The 25,231-nt window shown below is 39.5% G+C and carries 21 protein-coding genes and 1 pseudogene; 11 read left to right on the plus strand and 11 right to left on the minus strand.

What is annotated here, in order from left to right:
• Window positions 1-132 precede the first annotated feature (132 nt).
• Window positions 133-483, plus strand: coding sequence for a DUF1257 domain-containing protein (locus H6G79_RS07555; RefSeq protein ID WP_015113818.1), 351 nt, complete (start codon window positions 133-135; stop codon window positions 481-483).
• Between the two features lie 75 nt (window positions 484-558).
• On the opposite strand, the gene H6G79_RS07560 is transcribed toward H6G79_RS07555, so the two are convergent.
• A complete protein-coding gene (locus H6G79_RS07560; RefSeq protein ID WP_190588239.1) occupies window positions 559-1,386 on the minus strand; it encodes an ABC transporter permease in 828 nt (275 codons plus the stop codon).
• 257 nt (window positions 1,387-1,643) lie between these two features.
• A complete protein-coding gene (locus H6G79_RS07565; protein ID WP_313933890.1) occupies window positions 1,644-3,248 on the minus strand; it encodes a cytochrome P450 in 1,605 nt (534 codons plus the stop codon).
• A gap of 426 nt (window positions 3,249-3,674) precedes the next feature.
• Here H6G79_RS07565 and mutL point away from each other — a divergent pair, with 426 nt between their 5' ends.
• The 3 genes from mutL to H6G79_RS07580 all read left to right on the plus strand — a co-directional run bounded on the left by mutL (window position 3,675) and on the right by H6G79_RS07580 (window position 8,152).
• Complete coding sequence (mutL, locus tag H6G79_RS07570; RefSeq protein ID WP_190588238.1) at window positions 3,675-5,384, plus strand: DNA mismatch repair endonuclease MutL; 1,710 nt, start codon at window positions 3,675-3,677, stop codon at window positions 5,382-5,384.
• A gap of 503 nt (window positions 5,385-5,887) precedes the next feature.
• Entirely contained in the window at window positions 5,888-7,060 is a 1,173-nt protein-coding gene (locus tag H6G79_RS07575; RefSeq protein ID WP_190588237.1) for an FIST signal transduction protein, read from the plus strand.
• A 6-nt stretch (window positions 7,061-7,066) separates the two neighbouring features.
• A complete protein-coding gene (locus tag H6G79_RS07580) occupies window positions 7,067-8,152 on the plus strand; it encodes a sensor histidine kinase (protein ID WP_190588236.1) in 1,086 nt (361 codons plus the stop codon).
• A 5-nt stretch (window positions 8,153-8,157) separates the two neighbouring features.
• On the opposite strand, the gene H6G79_RS07585 is transcribed toward H6G79_RS07580, so the two are convergent.
• Both H6G79_RS07585 and H6G79_RS07590 read right to left on the minus strand, forming a co-directional pair.
• Window positions 8,158-8,838 (minus strand): hypothetical protein, encoded by a 681-nt coding sequence (locus H6G79_RS07585; RefSeq protein ID WP_190588235.1) that lies wholly within the window; start codon window positions 8,836-8,838, stop codon window positions 8,158-8,160.
• Between the two features lie 142 nt (window positions 8,839-8,980).
• Window positions 8,981-9,625, minus strand: coding sequence for a hypothetical protein (locus H6G79_RS07590; RefSeq protein ID WP_190588234.1), 645 nt, complete (start codon window positions 9,623-9,625; stop codon window positions 8,981-8,983).
• A 575-nt stretch (window positions 9,626-10,200) separates the two neighbouring features.
• On the opposite strand from H6G79_RS07590, the gene H6G79_RS07595 reads away from it, so the two are divergent.
• The 3 genes from H6G79_RS07595 to H6G79_RS07605 all read left to right on the plus strand — a co-directional run bounded on the left by H6G79_RS07595 (window position 10,201) and on the right by H6G79_RS07605 (window position 14,101).
• Window positions 10,201-11,469 carry an STM4015 family protein gene (locus H6G79_RS07595; RefSeq protein ID WP_190588233.1) on the plus strand — a complete coding sequence of 423 codons (1,269 nt, stop codon included), beginning with the start codon at window positions 10,201-10,203 and terminating at the stop codon, window positions 11,467-11,469.
• Window positions 11,470-11,566: 97 nt separating this feature from the next.
• Window positions 11,567-12,868: a hypothetical protein gene (locus H6G79_RS07600; protein WP_190588232.1), complete on the plus strand. Its 1,302-nt coding sequence runs from the start codon at window positions 11,567-11,569 to the stop codon at window positions 12,866-12,868.
• 15 nt (window positions 12,869-12,883) lie between these two features.
• Window positions 12,884-14,101: an STM4014 family protein gene (locus H6G79_RS07605; RefSeq protein WP_190588231.1), complete on the plus strand. Its 1,218-nt coding sequence runs from the start codon at window positions 12,884-12,886 to the stop codon at window positions 14,099-14,101.
• On the opposite strand, the pseudogene H6G79_RS07610 reads toward H6G79_RS07605, so the two are convergent.
• Window positions 14,080-14,286, minus strand: a pseudogene (locus H6G79_RS07610) (four helix bundle protein); the annotation flags it as partial. The gene H6G79_RS07605 and the pseudogene H6G79_RS07610 sit on opposite strands and share 22 nt — an antisense overlap.
• A gap of 13 nt (window positions 14,287-14,299) precedes the next feature.
• On the opposite strand from H6G79_RS07610, the gene H6G79_RS07615 reads away from it, so the two are divergent.
• The 3 genes from H6G79_RS07615 (at window position 14,300) to H6G79_RS07625 (ending at window position 17,542) form a co-directional block, all read left to right on the plus strand.
• Window positions 14,300-15,088, plus strand: a complete 789-nt coding sequence (locus H6G79_RS07615) for an STM4013/SEN3800 family hydrolase (RefSeq protein ID WP_242048226.1) — start codon at window positions 14,300-14,302, stop codon at window positions 15,086-15,088.
• Window positions 15,089-15,172: 84 nt separating this feature from the next.
• Window positions 15,173-16,621 (plus strand): STM4012 family radical SAM protein, encoded by a 1,449-nt coding sequence (locus H6G79_RS07620; RefSeq protein WP_190588229.1) that lies wholly within the window; start codon window positions 15,173-15,175, stop codon window positions 16,619-16,621.
• Between the two features lie 57 nt (window positions 16,622-16,678).
• On the plus strand, window positions 16,679-17,542 hold the full coding sequence (locus H6G79_RS07625) for an STM4011 family radical SAM protein (protein WP_190588228.1): 864 nt from the start codon (window positions 16,679-16,681) through the stop codon (window positions 17,540-17,542).
• A gap of 195 nt (window positions 17,543-17,737) precedes the next feature.
• Here H6G79_RS07625 and H6G79_RS07630 read toward each other — a convergent pair whose 3' ends face one another.
• Window positions 17,738-20,797 (minus strand): tetratricopeptide repeat protein, encoded by a 3,060-nt coding sequence (locus H6G79_RS07630; protein WP_190588227.1) that lies wholly within the window; start codon window positions 20,795-20,797, stop codon window positions 17,738-17,740.
• A gap of 548 nt (window positions 20,798-21,345) precedes the next feature.
• Between H6G79_RS07630 and H6G79_RS07635 the strand changes: the two genes are divergently transcribed.
• Window positions 21,346-22,197 carry a universal stress protein gene (locus H6G79_RS07635; RefSeq protein WP_190588226.1) on the plus strand — a complete coding sequence of 284 codons (852 nt, stop codon included), beginning with the start codon at window positions 21,346-21,348 and terminating at the stop codon, window positions 22,195-22,197.
• 390 nt (window positions 22,198-22,587) lie between these two features.
• Here H6G79_RS07635 and psbM read toward each other — a convergent pair whose 3' ends face one another.
• The 5 genes from psbM to H6G79_RS07660 form a co-directional block, all read right to left on the minus strand.
• On the minus strand, window positions 22,588-22,704 hold the full coding sequence (gene psbM / locus H6G79_RS07640) for a photosystem II reaction center protein PsbM (protein WP_015113622.1): 117 nt from the start codon (window positions 22,702-22,704) through the stop codon (window positions 22,588-22,590).
• 123 nt (window positions 22,705-22,827) lie between these two features.
• Window positions 22,828-23,124, minus strand: coding sequence for a 2Fe-2S iron-sulfur cluster-binding protein (locus H6G79_RS07645; RefSeq protein WP_190588225.1), 297 nt, complete (start codon window positions 23,122-23,124; stop codon window positions 22,828-22,830).
• Window positions 23,125-23,403: 279 nt separating this feature from the next.
• Window positions 23,404-23,541, minus strand: a complete 138-nt coding sequence (locus H6G79_RS07650) for a photosystem II reaction center protein K (RefSeq protein ID WP_006195022.1) — start codon at window positions 23,539-23,541, stop codon at window positions 23,404-23,406.
• A 248-nt stretch (window positions 23,542-23,789) separates the two neighbouring features.
• Window positions 23,790-24,155 carry a phage holin family protein gene (locus H6G79_RS07655; protein ID WP_062295233.1) on the minus strand — a complete coding sequence of 122 codons (366 nt, stop codon included), beginning with the start codon at window positions 24,153-24,155 and terminating at the stop codon, window positions 23,790-23,792.
• A gap of 309 nt (window positions 24,156-24,464) precedes the next feature.
• Window positions 24,465-25,136 (minus strand): biopolymer transporter ExbD, encoded by a 672-nt coding sequence (locus H6G79_RS07660; protein ID WP_190588224.1) that lies wholly within the window; start codon window positions 25,134-25,136, stop codon window positions 24,465-24,467.
• Between the last annotated feature and the right edge of the window lie 95 nt (window positions 25,137-25,231).

Here is a 25,231-nt window from a genome sequence, read left to right on the forward strand (position 1 = left end):
TCCCTGCTAACCCAGGGGAAAGGCTAGTTGAATAAACTAGCAGTTGAGAGAAAAAGCCGCGTCTTGTTCAGTGCGGCTTGCCGATGATAAACCGTTGTTCTTTTCTCAATCTTCTCATTGGAGGAAACCCAAATGTCTCACTTTAGCACTCTTCGCACCAAAATCACCGATGCAGAAATCCTCAAAGCTTCTTTACGCGACTTGGGTATTACCGTAAAGACAGAAGCTGATGTACGCGGTTATAACGGTCAGCGTGTACGTTCCGACATCGTTGCTGTTTTGGAAGGCGAATATGATCTAGGTTGGTCTCGCAATAGCGATGGTTCCTTCGACCTCATCGCTGACCTGTGGGGCGTTGCTAAAAAGCACAACCAAACCGAGTTAATCAACTCTATTAATCAAAAATATGCAGTCAACAAAACTTTGGCTGAAGTAAAACAGCGCGGTTTGCAAAACGCTAACGTTAAGTTGGTATTGCAATAGTAATTTCTCTGCGCGTTCCCAAAGCTGCACGGGTTAACCATATAGCGGTTAGCCCGCTTTTTTTATGTTTATGTTTTAATCTTTTTGCTGAGAAAATTTGTAACTACCCCACAAGGATAAAGCGATCGCCACTACTAATAAAATCGGTATACTGTACCAAGGAAACTCGGATAAAGGTGAGTAAACAACTGCCCGTAAACCAGTGCTGGCGTAAGTTAAAGGTAATAGGTAAACTACACATTTCAATGCGACTGGTAAGGTGCTGGGGTCAAAAAAGGTTGCACCGAGGAAAGACATTGGTACAATTACGAAGTTGTTATATAGTCCCACAGATTCGAGCGATCGCACACTTAACCCAACAATTACCCCCAACCCTGCAAATACAGCACAATTCAACACTAGCAACAACAAAAATAACGGATTTAGAAAATTCCAATTTCCGGTAAACAGTAGTGCTACTAAAATTACCGAACCCGATGTCATCAAACCCCGCAAAATTCCCGCCAGCATTTTACCAATATGCAGAGCTAAAGGATTTATGGGAACCAGTAACATCTCTTCAAAGGTTTTGCTAAATAGCCTTTCGCCGCAAATGGAAAATGTCGTACCACCAAAACTAATCGTCATTGATGATAAAGCTACCATCCCCGGCAGAATAAATTCTAAATAATTATCATAATTCCCCGTCACACTTGAGCCTGGCCTAATTGAGCTACCCAATCCTAAACCAAAAGCCAAAATATATATTAGTGGTGAGATTAAACCAGTTGCGGCAACTTGAGTGATTCTGGCTCGCAATTTTAACCACTCTCCCCAAAAAATTGTCAGACTATCCGCCACTAGAAGTTGAAATTGTGTAGTTTTAACTTGTTTTCCCCAGAGAAATACTTTTTGAGTTGTCACTTGCTTGCAGTCACTGATCAAAGTTTTTGTAATAATACTTTACACTTTTCAGTGATGCAATTAATACTTAGCATCAAAAATGCTTATTTTACAATTTATACCAATTTAAGAAAAAAATGCTACAGATAGAAATTAGGAAAGTCTTACTGGAGCTAGATTTCTTAATTCCGTTAGCGCAGCGTTAGCGAGCCTGCGATAGCGAAGCGTTAGCGAGGAACGAGCGTCGCGTCATTGCGAATTGGTATAACTTGAGGTAATTAACTAGGCAAATTTCGTAACCAAAAGCGCACTGGCATTTTATCAGCCGGATGAATTAACAGATTTTGCTGTAATTCTTCTACAGAAGAACGACCGTTGACTAATTCCCAATCGAAGTAGCGGAGTAACAATGCTAACATCATCGTTCCTTCCAGCATTGATAGATGCTCACCCAAGCAACGATGCAGCCCTGAACCAAAATTTATCATAGGTAGAGAACTAGTTTCTTTACTGGTGTCTAACCAACGTTCTGGCAGAAATTCTTCTGGATGAGGATAAAATTCTGGATCTCTGCCAGCAGCTAATATTGACCAAGATATTCTAGTACCGCGCGGAATTACTTGACCTTCAATGACGGTATCCCGATGAGCTTCTAATGATGTTGAGCCAGAGGCGATAGTATAAAGACGCAAAGTTTCTTTGAGAATGGCGCGAATATAAGTTAATTCTTTGAAGGTTTCTAAATTAACACCACCAAATTTTTGCCAAACTTGATCAACTAAGTCTCGTGCTTGCTGAAACACCTGGGGATTTAAACTTAACTCAGCGACTGCAAAAGATAAAGTATGGGCTGTTGTATCTGTTCCAGCTATTAAAAATTCTACCGATTCTGCTATTAATGTTTCACGATTATATTTCGGTTCTTTGGCGGCGATTTTGACTAACATTGATTCCCGAAACAAAGGACTGACATTTAGTAAATCTGTTTGGTTTGCTTCTCGCATCTGCAAAGCTAAGTCTACACGGGGAGTGAGAAATTCCTCTAAATATCGTCTTGCGTTCCAATAATCACGGGAATTTTGAGTTGGCAAATATTTCATCCAGATTTTCTCGCCTGTTGCTTGTCTCACGAAGCGATAGCCGACCACAGACATCGCGTCGTATACTTTGGCAACGTCGAGGGGTAGTCCTTCTTGACTCGTACTGTTTCTATCTACAGGAATGCCCAGTACTAGACAAGAAATCACTCTCATTGTGAGTTCGACAAATAAAGGATCTACTTGGATTTCTTTTGGTGGTGCGGCTTCTTTAATTGTTGTAATTACTTGTTCACAAGCTTGGCTGATAATTTCTACATATTTCGAGAGATTACTAGAACTGAATTCTGGGTTCCAAGCTTTGCGTCGCCATTGCCACTCAGCCCCAGTTTCACCAATCATAATGGGGCTTGTAATATCATTCCAAGCTTGGCGCGATCGCGTCGACCTAATTAAGCTACCATCTTTCATCCCATTGATAATGGTATCTTCAATAACTTTCGGTTTACTTAATATAACAACAGGGTTACTACCATTCCACACCACATACATGGGGCCTAGCTGTTGACTCCAAACAAAAAATTGCCAAAATAATTTCTTTTGTTTGACTGCTGCTAACACTTGGGGAATATTTGCTAACAACCAATGTTTAGGCGGTGAAGGAAGTGATTCTAGCGGTTTATATGTGTTTTTTTGTTTCCATCTGCGCCACCCCATTGTTCCCAACACACTAGTAAAACCCAGTGCTGTAGCGAGATAGGGAAAAGTTTCAGAATAAGCAGTCTGGGCAATAATATCTAGAAACATGAGTCCGCCTTTGTCTACCAAAAAATTCACTTTAGCCACCTTCCTCAGATTTTAAAATTCCTTCTTTTAGTTTAGGGGTTCAGCATTAGGTGTTCATGGTGAGGACTTACGTACCAGAATTGTGGAGATGAGGTGTGGGAGGTGTGGAAGGAGTGGGAGGATGGTGAAGAAATCTTTCCCTCCTCTCTCCCCACACTTCCCACACTTCCCACACTCCCCACCCATGCGTAAGAAATCCGGGATACATCCTTACACCCTACTCTAAAACCTGAGTTTTTCGTTTTTTTGCGTAATACCAAATTAAAAAATGATTGCGACAAATGGATGGCTCAAAAGCTTACCAATCAACCCTTACCCAATCCAAAATCTAAAATCTAAAATCCAAAATGGTATAAGTTCTAGCAGACTTATACAGGTTGTAATTTTTCCTGCACAAGAGTTGCCCACTAGCCTAAACTGTAATTTATGGCATCTACTATTCAAGCTTTACCAACCGAAGTCGTATATCTCATTACAGCTGGTGAGGTGATAGACTCCTTGGCATCTGCTGTGAGGGAATTGGTGGAAAATTCTCTAGATGCAGGTGCAACGAGGATTGTGGTTTATTTATGGCCGCAACAATGGCGCATCCGTGTGGCTGACAATGGCTGTGGGATGAACCTGGAAGATTTGCAACAAGCTGCCACAGCCCATAGTACGAGTAAAATTCGCTCTAGCGATGATTTATGGAAAATTCACAGCTTGGGATTTCGGGGTGAAGCGTTGCACAGCTTGACGACTTTGGCAGAGTTAGAAATTTTGAGTCGTCCTGCTGATGGTAATTTGGGGTGGCGAGTTGTTTATGGTGATGATGGCAAAGCACAAACAGTAGAAGCAACAGCGATCGCACCTGGTACAGTAGTTACAGTCTCTCATCTTTTTGGTAATTGCCCATCTCGCCGCCAAGGTTTACCCAGTGCAGCACAGCAAATCAAAGCTGTGCAAGCCACAATTCATCAAATCGCTTTGTGTCATCCGCAAGTAACATGGCAACTGTGGCACAATGACCGCATCTGGTTCACCATTTCTCCCGCCACTACCACCGGACAACTACTGCCGCAAATTCTACCCCAAGTCCGCCAAGGTGATTTACAAGAACTAAAACTCGAAATTCCTCCCAACTCCTCACTCCCCACTCCCCACTCCCAACTCTCCCTAGTAGTCGGACTACCAGACAGGTGTCATCGCCATCGCCCAGACTGGGTAAGAATCGCTGTTAATGGCAGAATGGTAAAATCGCCAGAACTTGAGCAGACAATTTTATCAGCGTTTCATCGTACTTTACCACGCGATCGCTATCCTATTTGTTTATTACATCTAGAAATTTCTCCCGACCAAATTAACTGGAATCGCAACCCAGCCAAAACAGAAATCTATTTGAATGAATTAAACTATTGGCAAGAGCAAATCACCCAAGCAATTGACCAAGCACTCCGCATTGATGATGCGAACTTTAAAGAAGCTGTCCAAACAACTAGAGTCAGCAAATTAATTAAAGCCGCAGAAGAAAAAGGCGGTTATCAATTTAATCCCAGCAAAACCGAAAACACTCAGCACTCACGCTTCGACTCCGCTCAGTGTACAGCCCTCGGCACTCAGCACTTAAAAGCAGTAGCCCAGGTAAGCAACACTTACATTGTGGCTGAACATCCTGGTGGTATGTGGCTAGTAGAACAACATATTGCCCACGAGCGAGTTTTGTATGAACAAATTTGTGATAATTGGCAACTTGTTCCTGTGGAACCCCCAATTATTCTTTATCAATTGTCACCCGCGCAAGTTTCACAACTGCAACGCATTGGTTTAGATATAGAAACCTTTGGCGAACAACTTTGGGCAGTTCGGAATATACCCGCCCTTTTGCAACAACGAGAAGACTGTGCAGCAGCCATTTTAGAACTTAGTTGGGGCGGAGACTTACAAGCGGCTCAAGTTGCAGTTGCTTGTCGTACCGCTATTCGTAACGGTACACCACTGAGTCTACCAGAAATGCAAACATTGTTAGACCAATGGCAACGCACCCGTAACCCCCGCACCTGTCCCCACGGTAGACCTATCTATTTATCCCTAGAAGAATCAGCCTTAGCCCGATTTTTCCGCAGACATTGGGTAATTGGGAAAAGCCACGGAATTTAAGAATTAGGGGTGTAAGGGTTTTAGATTTTTATCGACCGAAAGTGATCAAAGTGAGCTAATATGTCATTTGCTTGATTTTTAAGTAATTTAAGTATTATTTATAACAAAAACTTTTATGGCGATCGCTCATTCATATTCATAATTTAAGTACAAATTGGTATTTTTAATCAGATTTTAAAAAACATGATATTCCTCGTCAATTTGCGGCTGACATACTGCGAATAATTACGATATATTACCTATTTTTTTATGACAATTTCCCAGTTAATTTGAACTGGATATGAGTTCTTAAATAATAGTTTACTGAAAAATTTATATAAGTAGCGTTATTCTCTACTTATTTGTGGGAACTCTGGAAATAGCTGAATTTTACGGTTTGCACAGACTTAAATGTGCATTGATTTATCCAACTGTTATCGAGGCAATAATATTTTGATTTAAGTTTTTTCTGCCTTTACTTTACGAATGAAGTAAATACATTTTTAATTAATTGGGAGGATGAAATGTTAAAGGTGATTCTTGGTCATAGTGATGACCCCGATACTCAAGAGGCGACGCAAGAGGTAATAGATAGATGTGTGAGTCAATTACGTAATTTACCGGAACTGCCAATTAAGGCTGGTATTATATTTGCAGCGATAGACTTTGACCATGCACTGATTCTCAAAGAAATTCGGCAAGTATTTCCAGATATTGACTTGATTGGTTGTACTACAGATGGTGAAATATCTTCAATATTAGGGTTTCAGCAAGATTCTTTGACGCTGATGTTGTTCTGTTCTGACACTGTAGATATTCATGCAGGGGTAGGGTACAAAGCCAAAGAAAATCCCTTGGCGGCGGCGCAGCAAGCTGTACAACAGGCTACGCAGAAATGTGGAACCCCAGCAAAATTATGTGTCACCTTACCTGCGAGTTATTTAGCAGATGGTTCCACTACCAATGGCGAGTTAATTTTGGCAGGGTTGAAATCAGCTTTAGGTTCTGAAGTACCAATTTTAGGCGGTGCAGCAGGAGATCAATTTAGGTTTAAAACCGCTTATCAATTTTTTGGGAATGAAGTTTTTACCGATGCACTGCCAATTCTGATTTTTTCTGGAGATATCTTGTTTTCTTATGGGACTGGCTGCGGTTGGACACCCATTGGACGCAAGAGTCTTGTGACAAAATCTCACGGAACGGTGGTTGAGGAAATTGATGGAGTCTCAGCACTGACATTTTATCAGCGATATTTGGGCGATCGCCAACCAACAGCAGAAAATCCTTTAGCAGTATACGAAGGAAATAGCGATCGCTACTATATGCGAGTTCCCAATACTTGCACATCAACTAGTAGCATTAATTTTTTAGGCAGTGTACCAGAAAAAGCCACAGTTCAGATGACCGACTTTAACCGCGATGATGTTCTTCACGCTGTCAAAACATCACTGCAAACAGCCTTAGAAAATTATCCTGGTACAGAACCAGATGCTATATTACTATTTTCTTGTTGCTGTCGGCGTTGGTTATTAGGCACAAGAGCCAAAGAAGAGTATCAAATTATCAAAACAGAACTTGGTAAAGAAATTCCGATTTGTGGGTTCTATACTTATGGTGAATTTGCTCCCATACAACCACAAGGTTCTACATATTATCATCAAGAGACATTTGTGACTTTGCTATTAGGCACAAAATAAAGGGTTATGCAAGATATAGATTACGATGGCAGACTCAAAGAATTAGAAAAAACTGTGCGTGTTTTGCAAAGAAAATTAGATCGTTCTGAAGCAGACCGCCAACAATTAGAAAATGCTAGTGAAGTTAGAGAAGCTGTTCTCAAAAATGTGATTCGAGAATTGGAAGCATCACAAATTGCCTTAGAAAATCGCGGTCAAGAATTAGAAACCATTTTGGGGAATCTCAAAGCTTTACAAATCAAACTAGTAGAATCTGAAAAAATGTCGGCTATAGGAGTTTTGGTAGCGGGAATTGCCCACGAAATTAATAATCCCGTGAGTTTTATTTACGGCAACTTAAATTATGCTCATAAATACTTTCAAGATGTCCTAGATTTATTGGAAATTTACCAAAAACATTATCCCAACCCCGCAATTGATATCCAGCAAAAAATCAAAGCCATTGAACTTGAGTTTATCCAAGAAGATGCACACAAGCTATTTCAATCAATGATGTGTGGTGCAGAGCGTATTTGCGAAATCGTCAAATCACTACGGACATTTTCTCGCCTGGATGAAGCCGAGTTTAAAACTGTTAATATTCATGATGGGATTGATAGTACTTTAGTAATTTTAAATAATCGGTTTAAGGCATCATCTAATAAGTTAAGCGACATTCAAATTATCCGTAATTATGAAAAGTTACCATTAGTTGAATGTTATGCAGGGCAACTTAATCAAGTATTCATGAATATCTTAGCTAATGCGACCGATGCTTTAGAAGAAGCAGTCATAAAAAAAAGATGCACTCAAGAGAATTTCCATCCCACAATTGAGATTGAAACTAAAGTTATCAATCATGATTGGGTAGAAATTAGTATTGCTGATAATGGGTTAGGAATTGCCGAGACGGTGCAAACAAAATTATTCGATCCCTTTTTTACCACTAAAGATATTGGTAAAGGTACAGGCTTGGGTTTATCTATTAGCTATAAAATTATTGTGGAATTGCATCGAGGTCAATTGGAATGTCATTCAACACCGGGAACAGGAGCAAAATTTATTATTCAAATTCCGATTCGACAATCTCAAAATTCAGCCTTAAATAACTGAATGTTTCAATTCTGGACTCGAATAAGTGTCACACCACTAATGGCTGCATATACTGGTGAATAGGCTGCAAAAAAAACTGGAACACCAAAAATTCCACCTGCACCTCTTACCCACAAAATGATAATTACCGCAGCGATAAAAAATACCAAAATATTCATAACTATCCACAATACTGCTTGTGGAGGTTTAAATCTGAGTGCTAAAGCTTGGAGGATTCCTATTACCAAAGCCGCTATGAGTACGCCAGTAACAGAACTAGCGATCGCTCCTCTATTATCCCAAAGAGTTGTTTCTAAAAATGTCCCATCAGGTTGACCAACTGGCCCGGCAACATGAGTATACGTCAAAATAGACATAGTGAAGGCAATTCCAGCCCAGCCAAAAGCACTGGCAAATATCCACCACAGCCTCTGGGTAAACCATCTCTGCAAAACAAACCATTGAGATATACCAATTATTACACCAGCCACCACTGCCGCCGCGATCGCACTACCATATAGTAGATAACCAATAGCTCCTTGACCTTGCGCTCCTGGTAAAGGCAAGAAAGCTAACAATATACCCACTACAGGAATAGCTATAAATCCTACGCCAGTGCCAACAACTCCACCAACAATAAAGCCGATTACTGTTAACAGCATCCAGCGTCCCCAGACTCCTACACTAAAAGAATTTTGGTCACTCATGGTTTAACTCCAGTTTTTAATTACAAGCCATTGCCAATTACTATAAAAACTGACCCATGATAAGCGAGATTTGAGCTAAAGCAAGTGTTTTCTGATATCTGCTGGTATGAGTCTCAATTTCAGACAGCGATAGTCATAGTGATTATTTTACTGTGATTGAATTCTGAACTCGAATAAGTGTCACACCACTAACGGCTGCATAAATGGGTGAATAAGCTACAAGAAAAACTGGAAGACTATAAATGCCAGCTAAATTCCGTACCGCAAAAATTATAATTATCGCAGCGATTAAAAACACCACAATATTCATAACTATCCACAATGCTGCTTGTGGAGGTGTAAATCTGAGTGCTAAAGATTGGAGAATTCCCATTACCAACGCCGCTATCATTAAGCCAGTAACAGAACTAGCGATCGCTCCTCTATTATCCCAAAGAGAAAGAGTTTGAGGAACTCCCCAGGTAGTAGACATCACAAAAGCAATAGTGAAGGCAATTCCCAGCCAGCTAACAGCACTGGCAAGTATCCACCAAAGACAATTGGTAAACCATCTCTGCAAAACCAACCATTGAAATATCCCAATCACTACACCAGCCACCACCGCCGCCGCAACCATACCACCATACGCTACATACGGTAAAGCTGAGGAAGGTAACAACACACTCACTATACTAATAGCTAACAATCCTACGCCAGTGCCAAAAAATCCACCAAGAGTAAAGCCGATTACTGTTAACAGCATCCAGCGTCCCCACACTCCTACACTCAAAGAATTTTGGTCACTCACGGGGTTTAACTCCAATTTTTATAGGACTTACGCAGTAAGACGAAATATCAAGGGTTTAAGGGTGTAGGGGTGTGATGCAGTCTCCATAAGTTTGCCAAAAACTCTACGCAATTTAACTGAATATTTTAACAGTCTACAATCGAGGAATAGAGAGCTTATATCCTAAAAAATCCTAAAGATATTCTGTGAAAATACAGTCGCATTCAGGAAGATTGAAAAAAGAGAGAATAGGAGTAGTCAGAAATAATCAAAACGCGGGATTTTATCTTCACCCCACATTAACAATAGACGCAAAAAGTGGATTACATTTAGGAATAAGTACAGTAAAATGATGGACTAGAGAACCAGACTACTTTGATAAGAACCAAAGAGAATACCAAAAATTAGAGATAGAAGAGAAAAAGTCATATAAAGGGATTGAGTTGGTAGAGAAAACAAAATATGCGTTTACTCTGTCTAATTTGAAAAGGATAACTGCTGAAAATCACAGCTAAAAACTTTTCAAATTAACCCCTTACACCCAGTTCCAATAGACATTGTATACAAACCTAATAAAACTCAACAGGTGAAGCAAGATGACTAACAATCAAAATCAACCCCAGGATTATGATGCTGTATTAGGAGGACAATCACCACCGCCTATAGATGGGGTTGTGCTGGGAGGAATTGAGGGAATTAAGCGTTGTTTATCAAATCCTGTGGTTAATGTGCGAATAGCAGCACTTAGCGAAGCCTTGAAATATGGTGACGCTGGTTTAGATGTTTTAATTCAAGGTTTGCAAGATGAATCAAGATTAGTAGAACGTTTTGCTTATCGACTATTAAAGCCAAGAACAGAATCACAAGTTAAACAAGCTTTGCAAACATATAAACCTTGGAAATTAGAAGAAAGATTTGATGGGTATCAAGGGTATAAAGGAAATAACGCTACTCAATTTGCTAATCGGCAAGTTGTAGAACTTGATGCAAATGTAAGTATTTCTGAACCTACAAAAAAAGCCTATGCCCTGAGATGCGAGCATTATGAATATGATAATAATTTACCTAGTAAAATAAGTAAACTTCAGCAACAACATAACGTCCACCAATTAGAAGCTTTAGTTTTAGGTTTATGGGCAGAAGCATCTGAAAATGTAGATTCAAGTAACGTTATAGCAGCTTTAGTTAATGCAAGAGAATATTTAAAAAATCTCAAAGCTGTTTTTATTGGTGATATTGTTTCTGATGAATTCGAGATTTCTTGGATTAGACAAAGTGATATTAGCCCTGTTTTGCAAGCATATCCTCAACTCGAAGTTTTACAAGTTCGTGGCGGTGACGGTTTACAATTTAGCCCACCAATAAAACATAATCACCTCAAAGCATTAATTGTTGAAACTGGGGGATTAAGTCGGGATACCGTCGCACAGATTTGTAATTTAAATCTGCCAGCATTAGAACATCTAGAATTATGGTTTGGCTGTGAAGATTATGGCGGAAACTGTTGGGTTGAAGATGTACACCCAATTATTTTTGCAGATAAGTTTCCTAAATTAACTTATTTAGGATTATGTAATAGTCAATTTAGCGATGAAATAGCCAGTGCGATTGTAACTTCCCCAATTCTTAACTCTATCAGCGTCCTTGACCTTTCACTAGGAACTTTGAGTGATGCAGGTGCGGAAGAGTTACTGAATTGTGAGGCGATTAATTATCTAGATATTCTCAATGTGTCAGAAAACTTTTTATCTGAGAAAATGATTGAGAAATTATCAAGTTTGGATGTGCGTGTCATAGCAAATGATCAGAAAGAAGAAGAGGATGATAGCTATATTCACAGCCGCTATTGTTCTGTTGCTGAGTAGCTTATAGGTAAAGTTCTCTTTATAAGTTTAGCGATCGCTATTACTCAGTCTGGGAATAATCAAATTCAAAATTACCATTTGTCAAGATATAAAACTAATGAACAATAATCCAAATCAACCCAGAGAGTATGACGCAGTGCTTGGTAGAGAAGCACCACCTCCTGTTAGTGGTGTGGTTTTAGGAGGAATTGAAGGAGTTAAAAATCGGTTAGGAAGTTCCGTTGTGGAGGTGCAAGTTGCAGCACTTTCTGAAGCTTTGAATTATGGGGATGAGGGTTTAGATTTAGTAATTGAAGCGTTACAAAACTCTGTAAATGAGGCAAAGCATTTTGCAGCACGGTTATTGAAACAAAAGGGAGGGGAGAAAGGGAAACAGGCTTTGTTACATTATGATCCTTACCTTGCTTTTACCACTATGACCAACTGGTTAGTTCAAGATTTTAATTCAGATGTAGGTATTTTAAATACTGAAATTACAGCTTATTCTTTAAATTTACAGTTAGATTGGCAGGCGTTGTATGCGAAGGTTAGAGCAATAGTAAAATCCGCATCTGGATTGTCTTTTTATGAAGAACAATTGCGTTTCAGGACAGAAACACATCGTCTTGACAGAGAAGACACAATCAAAAAACTTCAAATATTTCTAAATACTCCCCAGAGTCATCAAATTCAAGCTTTACACTGTTACTATCCTAGTCACTGTTTTCTAGATGTTTTTGTTGAAGCCAAGAGCCAACTTAGCAACCTTAAAGCATTATTTTGGGGAGACCCTAGAGATGACTCTTATAAAGATATCTCCAAGCATAAATTAACTAGGAATATGAGCCTTATTCTAGAAGCTTATCCCAACTTGGAGGTTCTTCAAATACGTGGTAGAGCTAACGGAGATAGCTACGATCCTTTTTTAGGTTCGTGCTTGTCATTTACTCCAACGGAACATCTTCATCTTAAAACGCTGATTATTGAAACTAAGGTTTTACCAGAATCAACACTTAATGAGATTGTTAATCTTAGGTTACCAAATCTGGAATATCTAGAACTGTGGATAGGAAGGGCGGGATTTGATGCAGTTAACTTAATCCCAAAAATTTCTGAAAAGTTTCCGAAACTTAAATATTTAGGTATACGCAGTTGTGAAGATGCTGATGAAGTAGCCAAAGCATTAGTGAGTTCTCCTTTAATAGAACGTCTGATAATTCTCGACCTTTCTATGGGAGAGATGACAAATCAAGGAGTGGAATATTTTTTAAATTGTCCCGCAGTCAACCAACTACACACTCTTAATCTTTCTATGAACTACATTTCAAATACCCAAGTCTTAGACCAACTTTTATGCCAGGTAATTGCACAACCTCAAGATGGTGAATATGGGCATCGCTACTCAGCCATTCACGAATAAAAAATATATCAGAAAATGCTTAACTTTGTCCTAATCGCTAACCCTGAAAATCGCCGTGTCGATTTCCTCCAACAAGCACTAACTCATTTCAACTTACCACCAGCCACGGTAGTAGATTACGCAGACTTAATTTCCGGTAAACAAAACCTCGCACAATTCAACACACCCAACACGATTATCCGCTTCGATTCTCCAGAAAAAAACTTTGATATTGATAAAGCCATCATCGCCGCAGGTTTCAATGTATCAGATAACGGAGAACATCAACGCATCAGTCCTGGCGAAGCTATGGAATTAGAATTCGACAAAGGACGCATCCTCTATCCGCGACAGTGGTATTTAGGCTGGCGATATCTCCTGCAAAAATGGGAATCTCAACTTACTCCCCTCCAGGGTGACTTTATGAACCATCCCCAAGACATCGCAGTCATGTTTGATAAACCAGCCTGTCACGAAAGATTCAGTCGTCACAATATCCCCGTTCCTCATTCTCTTGGAAAAATTCACAATTACGAACACTTGCGCGAACAAATGCAAACCCAAGGAATAGAACGAGTATTCGTCAAACTTTCCCACGGTTCCGCCGCTTCTGGAGTCGTTGCTTATCGTGTAAATTCCCGTTTGGAATCAGCTATTACCACTGTCGAAAGAGTGCGAGAAAATGGGGAAACTCTACTTTATAACTCCCGGAAAATTAGTCACTATACCCACCATGAAGAAATCGCCGATATCATCAATATCTTAACAGCAGAAGGCGTACAAGTTGAAGAATGGCTACCCAAAGCACATTTACAAGGATGCGGTTTTGATGTGCGCGTGGTGGTGATTAATGGTGAAGCACAACATATAGTTGTTCGCCTGGGTAAAAGTCCCATGACAAATTTACATTTAGGAAATGAACGGGGAGATACAGAGGAATTTTTAGCAAAAATTGATGCGGAAAACTGGGAGATGATGAAGCGAACTTGCGAACAAGCAGCAGCGTTATTTCCTAATAGTTTATATTGCGGAGTTGATTTACTAATTTTACCAGATTGGAAAACTCACGCGATTTTAGAGATTAATGCTTTTGGTGACTTATTACCGGGGATTTTGTGGAATGGGATGGATACTTATACGAGTGAAGTTAAAGCGATTTTGGGAAGGGACAAGGTAGACAAGGTAGACAAGGTAGACAAGGTAGACAAGGTGGACAAGGTGGACAAGGGGGATTATTCGCCGATAATCCATTGATTTGGATTGTTGATCATTTTGACTAAGCCTTTAAGGACTTGATTGTAGGTTTTATATAATTCTCTACCTTGCTGAATATCCATGTAGGAACATTTAACAGCAAATTTAATCCATACTTGAGTTTCCGCCGCTTCCGCTTCACAATCACTAAGTTTCGCAATAAAAGCAGCTTTATATCTTCGTTTAACTATGTTCAATATGAATGAAATCGTGGGAACTCACGACATCTTATTTATTACTCTAGACACACTGCGTTACGATGTAGCTCAAAATTTACTCGCACAAGGACACACGCCTAATTTAGAAAAAGTTATAAACACAGGTTGGGAAGAACGTCATTCACCAGGAAATTTCACTTACGCGGCGCATCATGCTTTTTTCGCTGGCTTTTTACCTACTCCGATAACGCCAGGAATTCACCCCCGAATTTTTGCTTTAGGATTTGAAGGAAGCACCACCACAACTGATAAAACTTGTGTGTTAGATGGCTCAAATATTGTTAGCGGATTAGCTGCTAAGGGATATCATACAGTTTGCATTGGTGGTGTAGGTTTTTTTAACAAACGCAATCCTTTAGGTAATGTAATTCCTTCGATGTTTGCTGAAAGTTACTGGAGTCTAGAGTTAGGTGTTACTCACCCCAAATCTACAGAAAATCAGGTGAATCTGGCGAGGGAGATTTTAGAAAAAACGCCAAGTCATCAACGCCTATTTTTATTTATAAATATTTCGGCTTTGCATCAGCCAAATTACTTTTATCTTCCCAATGCTAAGGATCAAATTGACACCATTGAATCTCACGCCGCAGCTTTGCAATATGTAGATAGTCAATTAGCTAAACTCTGGAATATTATACGCCAAAGACATTCTACATTTTGTATTCTCTGTTCCGACCACGGGACAACTTATGGTGAGGATGGTTACACTGGACATCGACTCAGCCATCCCGTTGTTTGGACTGTTCCATATACAGAGTTTATTTTATGAAAATTTCACGCAGAGGCGCAGAGTTATTCTTTGTCTGAGATTTAAAGCAAATTCCTAAGTTGTGATAAAAATCCTCGAAATTTTATGATTAAAACCCAAAATCCTCAATCTAAAATCCAAAATCTCAAATCAAAAATCGCTCAATCACCCTATCAAGCATACGTTTATTCTTATCCCCACAAAACAGCTTATCGTCCTTTAACTCCGCCGATATATCTCCCCGAACTTTGGACGCAGCAAGATAGACAAGCGTTATTTCTCTATATACATATACCGTTTTGTGAAATGCGTTGTGGTTTCTGCAATTTGTTTACCACAGTCAGCCACAATGAAGATTTTATCAGTCAATATGTCCGCACATTACAGCGACAGGCGCAACGGATAAAAGCGGTGTTGGGTGATGCTTCATTTGCAAGGTTCGCTATTGGTGGGGGAACTCCAACTCAGTTACCCATTCAGCATCTCGCAACTGTTCTCGATATTGCTGAAAATACAATGGGTGCAAAGTTACAGGAAATTCCCATTTCTGTGGAAGTTTCACCAGAAACCGCAACTGAAGAAAAGTTAAAGTTGTTGCGATCGCACTCCGTTGACCGTGTTAGTATTGGTGTCCAAAGTTTCATCGAGTCGGAAGTCTTAGCAACCCAGCGTCGTCAATCTAATACTCAAGTAGAAGCCGCATTGACAAGGATAAAACAAGCCGGATTTCCCACTTTGAATATTGACCTGATTTACGGTTTACCCGGTCAAACTGTCAATACTTGGTTGCAATCAATACATACTGCCTTGCGCTTTCAACCAGAGGAAATTTATCTGTATCCATTATATGTACGGCCGTTAACAGGTTTGGGACGCACAGATAAAGAATGGGACGATATTCGTTTAGCTTGTTACCGCGAAGGGCGATCGCTCCTGTTATCTCAAGGGTATACTCAAGTATCGATGCGGATGTTTCGACAAAGTGGACAAGGTGGACAAGGAAGACAAGGTAGCCAAGGTGGACAAGGTAGACAAGGGGGACAAGGTAGCAATTTTTCTACCCCCTCTCCCCTGTCTCCCCCCTCTCCCTTGTCTCCCTCATCTCCCGTCTACTGCTGTCAAGCCGACGGTATGATTGGTTTAGGTTGCGGCGCACGTTCCTACACCAATACTCTGCACTATTCTAATGAGTATGCGGTGGGTGCAAAGGGAATCAGCGAGATTTTGCAAGCATATATTCAAACACCCGATGAGTTATTTGAATACGCGCACTATGGCTTTCAACTAGATGCAGAAGAACAACGTCGGCGATATATTTTATTATCTTTACTTTCCGATGAAGGATTAAATTTCGTTAATTATCGCCTGCGATTTGCTAGTGAAGTAGACGCTGATTTTCCCGAACTTTCAGAATTGCTAACTTTAAGTTTGGCGATGAAAGATGAAGATAGTTTACACTTAACTGAATTTGGTATTGAACGTTCTGATACTATCGGCGCGTGGTTATTTTCTGAAAAAGTTCAGGAATTAATGCAGGGTTATGAGTTGAAATAGTAGGTTTTTCAATGACCTAAGTTTTATGAGTGACTAAATAAAAATTGATAAACTAATATGCACCTCACCATCCTTTATCGCGGCTCTTTAATCAGTTGCAACTATGGCTGTGAATATTGTCCCTTTGCGAAACGCCAACAAACAGCCGCAGAATTAGCAATTGATCAACAATCTTTAGAAAAGTTTGTCAATTGGATTTCCCAACATCTCCAACATCAATTTTCAATTCTGTTCACTCCTTGGGGAGAAGCCTTAATTCATTCTTGGTATCAGCAAGCCTTGGTAAAATTAACCCATTTACCCAACGTTAATAAAGCCGCAATTCAAACTAATCTCTCTTGTCAACTAGATTGGGTAGAGGAATGTAACAAAGATAAATTGGCACTTTGGGCTACTTTTCACTCAGAATGGGTATCACGCGATCGCTTTTTATCCAAATGTCTTCAATTAAACCACCAAAATGTTAAATTTAGCGTCGGAGTTGTGGGCTTCCCCAAGTTTAAATCAGAAATAGCCGCTTTACGTCAAGAATTACCAAACCAAGTTTATCTGTGGATTAATGCTGTCAAAGCTGAAATCCCCAATTTATCACCAGCAGACAGAGAGTTTTTCCAATCTATCGACCCATTATATGAATTAAATACCAAACATTATCCTAGCTTTGGTCATTCTTGTCGGGCTGGAAAATCAGTAATTTCTGTTGATGGCGATGGAACAATACGCCGTTGTCATTTTATTAAATCACCAATTGGTAATATTTATGATTCTGATTGGGAAACAGCTTTATCTGACCAACCTTGTACCAACCAAACTTGTCATTGTCACATTGGTTATGTCCATCTTGATTACTTAAACATGAATCAAGTTTTTGGTTCTGGACTTTTAGAAAGGATTCCCGATAATTGGGCTATCCATAAATAATATAGCAGTCCTAGTTGATATGTGAACAATAAAGACAAGGGAGACAAGGGGGACAAGGGAGACAAGGGGGACAAGGTAGAACAGGGACAGAGATGTTTATAAATCATTTAGGATTGCGATAAGATAGTTGGTGCAAGATAGAGCGATCGCACAACTTTTGATAGCAGCATTGCAAGAGATAGAAGAATCCATCATCTACAACCCATTACCAATCAAAATAAAAGCTGACCAATAATAAGGATGATTAAACTCACTATTCTTCCCCGTCAATAAAGCAATTTGCGCCTTTTGCAACGCCTCAGATTTAGTAACTTTCCCCGCTTTCAAAGCTGCATAAAACTCATTCATTAAAGCTTGTGTCCCGCCATCAGATACAGCCCATAATGAAGCCATTGTAGCTTTCGCACCTGCTAATTGGATCTGATATCCTAACCCTAAAATTTCTTGTCCATTGGCTGATTTTTCACCTAAACCAGTCTGACAAGCACTCAACACTACTAAATCAACATTTGACAAAGACCAATTTTCGATATCTCGTAAAGTCGCGTGTTCGCCATCACCAAACACAATAAATGAATCTTCTGGGGAACCATCTACCAACTTACCATGCGTCGCCAAATGTACAATTTTGTAATCATTCATTTGGGGAATTGTTGCATTAGGATTAAAATCTTTATCTAATATAACTTTGCTACCAGGAAGAATTTTAGCTACGTTTTCAACTTCGGCTTTAGCAAATTCTAACCCACTAAACATTTCTTGGCGTTGACCAACTGCTACTGTATATTCGCCTTTAGTAAAAGCCGCAGCTAAAGCATTGCTTGGGGTTGGTGGTTGATTCACTAATTTAGTCAAACTAGCAGAGGTAATATTATTAATGACAAACTTCTGCACTAACCAATTCTGACCATCATATAATGCTGCTAACGGCACATATCTCAATTTACCATCAGGGGCATAAATTATAGTTTTAGCTTCGGCTTGTTTCAAATCATTTTCTATAGGTTTAATCAACCAGTTATATAATTTATTGGCTGGGGTTTTACTATTTTTGTAAGGAACAAGAATTGCTTCTCGAAATTCATTAATTGTTTGGTTTAATTCTGCGGCTTTGACTGGTACAGTACGATGAATTGGTGGCGCATCAGCCGAGACAATAACTAATTCTAACCTGTCATCTAAAACTAAAGGATATAACAAAACAGCTTTTTGATTTAACTGGCGTAAGTTATCTCTTAAAGAATTAAGTTGGCGTAAGTTTAAATTTTCCTGTCCTGATGTGGCTGATAATTGTTGTACCAACGCCACAACCGAGGGACTTTTAATAAACTTGTTAAATTCGGCGTTGGTGGTTTGTTCTAGTTTCACTAATTCAGCAAGGCGTTTTTCTTGCGTTGCGGTACGGGTTTGCGGGGGAATTTTTCGCAGGGTGGTGAGTTCTTTACCAAGTGCGATCGCTTGCTCTTGAATGGCGCTATACTTCTGAGATATTTGCTCTTCCTGTGGTTTCAACGGTAATTTTTCGGGTGTCACTGCTACGGTTGCAGTACTTCCCCGTTGAGTATTGCGATTTGTGACTTTTGGTGTACTAGCGCCGCGATTGCCAATATAATCACTAACTTCCTGAATTTTCAGCAAATCTAAAACTTGTTGCGCTTCGGCTGGACGATTTTGCTGCAATAATAAATCAGCTAGACGGCGATATCTTTCCGAGACGGTTTCGGTGTAAGATTTCTGCACATCTGTCGGCACACCCCGCAAACTTTGGCGAATCGTTTCGGTTAAATTAACCGATTGCTTGTAAAATGCGATCGCTAGTGGTGGTTGATTTTGGGCTGCTAAAACGTCCCCTAAAAACTTCAGTGTCGCAGCTTCACTAATTTTGTCTTCCACCTCTCGATGAATAGCAACAGCTTGCTGATATAACCCCAAAGCTTGATCGTATTGATTTTGTTTTTGATAAACTTGCCCTAAGTTACTAATTGTTACGCCTTCGCCAGTGCGATCGCCAACTTCCCGATAATTAGCTAAAGCCTGCTGATTATATTCCAAGGCTTGGTTATAGTTACCTAAATTTTGGTAAACTCGTCCAATATTATTTAGTGCTACCGCTATCCCTAATTTATAGTTATTTTGCTTGTATATCTCTAAAGCTTGCTGATATAACTTGAGTGCTTCGTCATACTTACCCAAGCTAAAATAAATCTGCCCAATGTTATTCAGATTTAACGCTGCACCTTGAAATTGAAATGAATCTTTGCCAAACGCATCACCAACATTAGCACGATTGGTAACTTGTTGCAGAGCTTGAGCATTTTGACCAAGGGCATTATACAATAACTTGATTGCTTGCTCGTCTGTACTTTTATATTCTCCAGTGCCAAGTTTTTTATAAATATTTGTAGACTTTTCCGCAAACTCCAAGGACTTTTGATACTGACCTAAGCTAAAATATGCACCGGAAATATTATTGAAAATCGCTGCTTGCGTTCCATAAAAAGTAGAACAGCATTCTTGTAAATCTTTTAATCCTTGCTGATAAGAATCTAAGGCTTGAGCATAGTTTCCCAAGTTGAGATAAACAACACCAATGTTGTTTAAAGTTTGAGCAGTACCACTTTTATCACCCTTGGCTTTTTGAATTGTCAAACTTTGTTGATAAAACTCTAAAGCTGGAGAATATTTGCCAGTACGGAAGTAAACTGAGCCTATATCTGCTAATAAAATAGTTTCGCTAGTTGTGTAATTATAACCTTGAGGATTTGCCGCTTTTAGTTCTTGGAGAACTTTTAAAGCAGGTTGATAAAAATCGAGAGCTTTTTGATAATCTCCGAGATTCAGATAGACTTCAGCGATATAAGATAATGGTATCCATTCGTTCTCTTTATCGCGGAGTTTGCGGCGAATATCTAAGGCTGACTGCAAAAAATCCAGTGCTTTAGGGTACTCTCCTTTCCGTAAATAAACGTAGCCAATATTTACCAAGCTATTGGCTTCTCCAGCCTTCGCACCATACTGTTTAAATATTGCTAAGGACTGTTGAAAGAGTTCTAACCCGGCTTGTAAATCAGCCAAACCCACTAAATCCTTATAAACTATTCCCTCACCTTGATTATTTAACATGATGGCTTCGGTGAGGCGTTCTTCCGCAGTGGGAGTTGGCGCTTGAGCAAGGATAAGTTGTGAATGATACAATACTAAAGCTGGTGATGTGACAGCCAGTAGGAGAGTAGCAAGTATTGGGGAAAATTGCATAAGCACAGTTTTTTATGCAGTTAAATAGTTATAGTTTATTGTTCCCATAAACGAAACTAAAGTTATAATTAAAAACTTAATATTTGATAAAGCTATCTTTTCTTTAAAGCAGGCGATCGCTCCCAGAAACAATGGTATAATTGCCCTAATTTTCTCAGACTTCTTTGCAATACTTAACTTGCTTCTAATGAATAAAAGTTAATATAGATTAAAAATAATAAATAACATCATATTTTATAAAGTTAACTGAGCTAATATTAAGAGTAAGCTTAATTATTGAAGCCTAGTAAAAAGACTAGGTAAGAGGTAGCAATAAAACTAAATGTTTCTAGTTGATTTCATGTATTTTATCTGCAATATACTAGTGATTTCAACTTGACTTGCTCTCAAATACTCAGTCCGATAGTTAGGCAGAAATAATTAACATTTCAAACAACAGGTAATCCTGCGTAAAAAAGTTAGGTTATTGAGCCAAAAGTTGGTAAATCAACTGAGCCAATTCCTGAATAGCAAACACTAAAGCAACATTTACAAGTCAGAATTAAGCAATGATAGAAAAAATTTTGTTAGCGGTTTCGGGCTTAGGTCATGCAGAAGAAATGCTCAAAACCTTGAAAGAAGTACCATCAATTCAACGTGCTAAAGTAACAGTTCTGCACGTTGTACCTCCCCAAAGTACTGCTTCTGCAATGACAAATAAATGGGAAGAAGGGGGTAAAATTCTTGCCAACGCCATTCAGTCTTTAAACTTAGATCCTAGCCAAGTTTCTTCGATTTTACGGCAAGGTGAACCCAAAGACGTAGTTTGTCAAGTAGCCGATGAAATTGATGCTGACTTAATCATCATGGGTTCACGCGGACTCAAGCGTTTGCAGTCAATTTTGGCAAACTCTGTCAGTCAGTATGTTTTTCAATTGTCTTCTCGCCCCATGTTGCTGGTTAAAGATGACATTTATGTCAAAAGAATTAAACGCATCATGGTAGCGTTAGATAATTCTGATCCAGCCAAACATTGTTTAAGTTTAGCTTTATTCTTGCTGCGAGGTGTTCCTGGTAGCCAATTAATTCTGACTCATATTAATACTGATTTGCGCGGTAAAACCTCAGAAGTTGCTGAAGTTATCCCCGAAAAAAATCCCATTTTTGGCGCAGCTTACGCCGAAGCTCAAAAATATGGTGTCCAAACTCGCTGCTACACCAGTAGCGGTAAACCCGGTGAAGAAATTTGTCGTCTCGCCGAAGAGTTGAGTGTAGACTTACTTCTACTCGGTTCTCCAGATCGTCGTCCATCAGTAGCCAAGAGCTTTGTCGATATAGACAGACTCATCGGTGCTTCTTTGTCTGATTATGTTCGAGTTAACGCTACTTGTCCAGTATTGTTGGCAAGAACTAGTGCATAAAACTACGAGGGGCTAGAGGCTAGTACCGCTACCCGGAAGTCAACAGTCAAAAGTCAAAAGTCAAACAGCTTATATCACAAGCTTTTCACTAACTTGAAATGGTATCTTTACTTCCGCCACGTTGTACTAGGATAAAACCGTGTGCAACTTTCTCTCAAACCTAACCCCCAACCCCTTCCCTCGCAGGGAAGGGGAGCAAGACTCAAAGCCTCTCCCCGAAGCGGAGAGGTTTGGAGAGGGGTTTTAAAAATAAGTTGCACATCGCGTTAGGATAAGTATTTTTTTAACTAGCCTCTAGTCTCTAACCTCTCTCTACTCAAAATTTAGCGGTTGATAAATAAAAACCCCCGCACCAGTGGTGTAGGGGTTTTTTATCTTATGCACAAACTATTAACTATCTTTTTTACCTTCGCGGCTGGCTGTTTGGATGTACAGAATTAATAAAAACACAGAGGGAACTAGTACGAACAGAATGCTCGCTACGAACCCTAAGTCATTAACTTGCATGGCAAAGAAGCCTCTCTATATTTTCCAGTCAACAACTTTAGAATAGCATCATCGATGCCCGTGTTAGCCTTATTTTTTTTACTTCTTATGTCACCAATGCTGCTGGCAGGTAAGCTTTAAGGGTTAAGGTTTTGTTACTACACTCACAGGGCCATGTACTAAAGCTTGACAGGCGAGGCGGTAATTATCGGGTTTTTTCTTAAATTTGCGCTTTTCTACATCGGTGCGCGGCGAAAGATTTTCTAAACCTTCTACTACCTCTACAACACAAGTACCACACTGACCGTAACCACCGCAGTTGGTCATTTTTCCAAATAGTGTGTACAAATCAATACCGTTTTCTACCGCTTTTAGCCGCAAGTTAGCGCCATTAGCAGCTATGACTTCTTTGTCTTCTTTAACAAATTTAATGTTACCCATAAATATTTAATTCCTTGTTGACTGTAAAACCCTTGGCTAAAAAGATTAATACCATTTTGGATTAAGAATTGCAGTCTATGTCTAGGTTCTGTCAATCCATGCGATCGCAATCTTTTTTCCAATTGGCATAAGTTTAAATTAGTCTGTATCAACTATATTACTTAACTTTTTGCTAGTTGTTACAAATAATTAAGAAATATCAAGTTTTAGCAAAAACATATTGTCAAAAAAAATAGGACAGGTACAATACCTGTCCCATTGATGAAAAATTTACTTAACTTACCTAAATCCCACAGCTGCTTGCCATACGAAAGCAAGTAACAAGAAGAAAACAGGAATTACTGGAAGAACGTCTACCAGAGGATCGAAAATTTGGTAAGCTTCGGGCAGTTTAGCTAATAATAGTGCTGCTTCCATGTTCGTTTTTATCCAATCTATCCAACACAGCTTTCATAATTGAGATGTATCTTAACATGGTTTCGCCACTGAGAATTAGTTATTCGCTGCTTTGAAAAAAAGTGAGTAGAGACTAAGGACTAGTACAGGTCGGCGGAAATAAAGATATCATTTCAAGTTAGTGAAAAGCTTGTAATATAAGCTTTTTGACTTTTAACTTTTGACTTTTGACTTCCGCGTAGCGGTACTAACCTCTAACCTCTGAAATATCAGACACCGAGTAATTTGTAGATTAAGCTGTTGATGAAGGTGAGAGCTAACGCGCCTAACACAGCACTCCAGATACCGAAACGTAACCGGAAGCCCTCTACTAACCAAGCAGCAATACTAAAACAAACAACGGCAATCATAAAAGTGAAGATGCCGGATAATAAATCAAATGTAAGGAAATTCGGTACTGCAAAGATTAGGCGTAAAATCGGTCTGATGATCGCCGTAACAATACCGAGAACTGCTGCTGAAATAAAGGCTTTTTTAGGTGAGTCAACTTCAACTCCGAGGGGAAGTTTACTAATAATCAGCAGGCTGATAGATGTTACTACCCACACAATAAAAAGCGTTACAATTGCATTCATTGCCACAACCCTTGAAACGCGAATGGCGATTGGCGATCGCTTGTTTAAGCAACCGATTTCAGATTTTTTGAAGCTTTGCCAATTACTTGTAAATTACCAGATATTTTTCTCTATCAATAATTTATTTTTTATATCTTTAGGTTTGGGTAAGAAATTATCAGGAGGCAGGAGGTTCACTTCGACTACGCTCAGTGACCAAAAGTCAGAAGTCAGGAGTCATAATCCAAAATCCACAATGGAAGATGAAGAAGGATTTTTGCTGCATCTTCCATCACTGCATTTTGAGTGGGAAAATTCTGCTCAAATTTATCAGTTTGGAGCAGAATTATTAGTATTTCCTGGTGCTACTGGTATTTGTGTTGCTGGTGCATTTGGTACACCAGGAATTACGCCTTCCCCAGTGGGGGGCTGTCCATAATTGGGAGGTATTTGGTTAGGGTTAATAGGGATATTGGGATTAAAATTTCCCTGGGGATTGGTTTCGGGAATTGGTGCATTAGGCACGCTAGGATTATTTGGAAAATAGGATTCTGGCAGTTGATTAGGTTGAGTGGTGGAAGTTTGACTCGGCCCAGGGATAATGCCTAAAGAAACGCGATCGCCTCCGACTTGGCGTAACAAATCTAGGGTTTCCACCACATCATTATAAGTTGCAGTCCGAGAAGCATTTAATACCAAAATCCCATTCGGGTTTTGTGCGAGATATTGCCTGAGTATCTCTGCTAATTCCTCGCGTTTTACAGGCTGTTTTTCAATGTAAATATTACCCACAGCATCAATGGTCACAATTTGACTACCAGATTGTCCTGCGATCGCAGATGTCCCGGTAGAAGCTTTAGGCAAGTCAACATTAATGGCTTGTTGGCGAGTAAATTGTAATGCTGCTAACAAAAAAAACGTCAAAATACAAAAAACAACATCAATTAAAGGAATGATTTGAATTTGTACTTCTTCAACTGGAGTATGCAGATTAACTTTCATCGTCTGTAAAATTTTAGTTATAGCAAAGTGCTGAGTGCTGAGTGCTGTTCACTGAGCGACTTGTACCGAGCGAAGTCGAGGTAAGTCGAAGTGTG

Origin of the sequence: Anabaena sp. FACHB-83, assembly GCF_014697485.1 — a bacterium.
GTDB lineage: Bacteria > Cyanobacteriota > Cyanobacteriia > Cyanobacteriales > Nostocaceae > Nostoc_B.

Excerpts from the sequence above, each read along its gene's own strand:
- H6G79_RS07555 (WP_015113818.1), top strand. The coding sequence starts at position 133 with ATGTCTCACTTTAGCACTCTTCGCACCAAAATCACCGATGCAGAAATC.
- mutL (WP_190588238.1), top strand. The coding sequence starts at position 3,675 with ATGGCATCTACTATTCAAGCTTTACCAACCGAAGTCGTATATCTCATT.
- H6G79_RS07575 (WP_190588237.1), top strand. The coding sequence starts at position 5,888 with ATGTTAAAGGTGATTCTTGGTCATAGTGATGACCCCGATACTCAAGAG.
- H6G79_RS07580 (WP_190588236.1), top strand. The coding sequence starts at position 7,067 with ATGCAAGATATAGATTACGATGGCAGACTCAAAGAATTAGAAAAAACT.
- H6G79_RS07585 (WP_190588235.1), bottom strand. The coding sequence starts at position 8,838 with ATGAGTGACCAAAATTCTTTTAGTGTAGGAGTCTGGGGACGCTGGATG.
- H6G79_RS07595 (WP_190588233.1), top strand. The coding sequence starts at position 10,201 with ATGACTAACAATCAAAATCAACCCCAGGATTATGATGCTGTATTAGGA.
- H6G79_RS07600 (WP_190588232.1), top strand. The coding sequence starts at position 11,567 with ATGAACAATAATCCAAATCAACCCAGAGAGTATGACGCAGTGCTTGGT.
- H6G79_RS07605 (WP_190588231.1), top strand. The coding sequence starts at position 12,884 with ATGCTTAACTTTGTCCTAATCGCTAACCCTGAAAATCGCCGTGTCGAT.
- H6G79_RS07615 (WP_242048226.1), top strand. The coding sequence starts at position 14,300 with ATGAATGAAATCGTGGGAACTCACGACATCTTATTTATTACTCTAGAC.
- H6G79_RS07620 (WP_190588229.1), top strand. The coding sequence starts at position 15,173 with ATGATTAAAACCCAAAATCCTCAATCTAAAATCCAAAATCTCAAATCA.
- H6G79_RS07625 (WP_190588228.1), top strand. The coding sequence starts at position 16,679 with ATGCACCTCACCATCCTTTATCGCGGCTCTTTAATCAGTTGCAACTAT.
- H6G79_RS07630 (WP_190588227.1), bottom strand. The coding sequence starts at position 20,797 with ATGCAATTTTCCCCAATACTTGCTACTCTCCTACTGGCTGTCACATCA.
- H6G79_RS07635 (WP_190588226.1), top strand. The coding sequence starts at position 21,346 with ATGATAGAAAAAATTTTGTTAGCGGTTTCGGGCTTAGGTCATGCAGAA.
- psbM (WP_015113622.1), bottom strand. The coding sequence starts at position 22,704 with ATGCAAGTTAATGACTTAGGGTTCGTAGCGAGCATTCTGTTCGTACTA.
- H6G79_RS07645 (WP_190588225.1), bottom strand. The coding sequence starts at position 23,124 with ATGGGTAACATTAAATTTGTTAAAGAAGACAAAGAAGTCATAGCTGCT.
- H6G79_RS07650 (WP_006195022.1), bottom strand. The coding sequence starts at position 23,541 with ATGGAAGCAGCACTATTATTAGCTAAACTGCCCGAAGCTTACCAAATT.
- H6G79_RS07655 (WP_062295233.1), bottom strand. The coding sequence starts at position 24,155 with ATGAATGCAATTGTAACGCTTTTTATTGTGTGGGTAGTAACATCTATC.
- H6G79_RS07660 (WP_190588224.1), bottom strand. The coding sequence starts at position 25,136 with ATGAAAGTTAATCTGCATACTCCAGTTGAAGAAGTACAAATTCAAATC.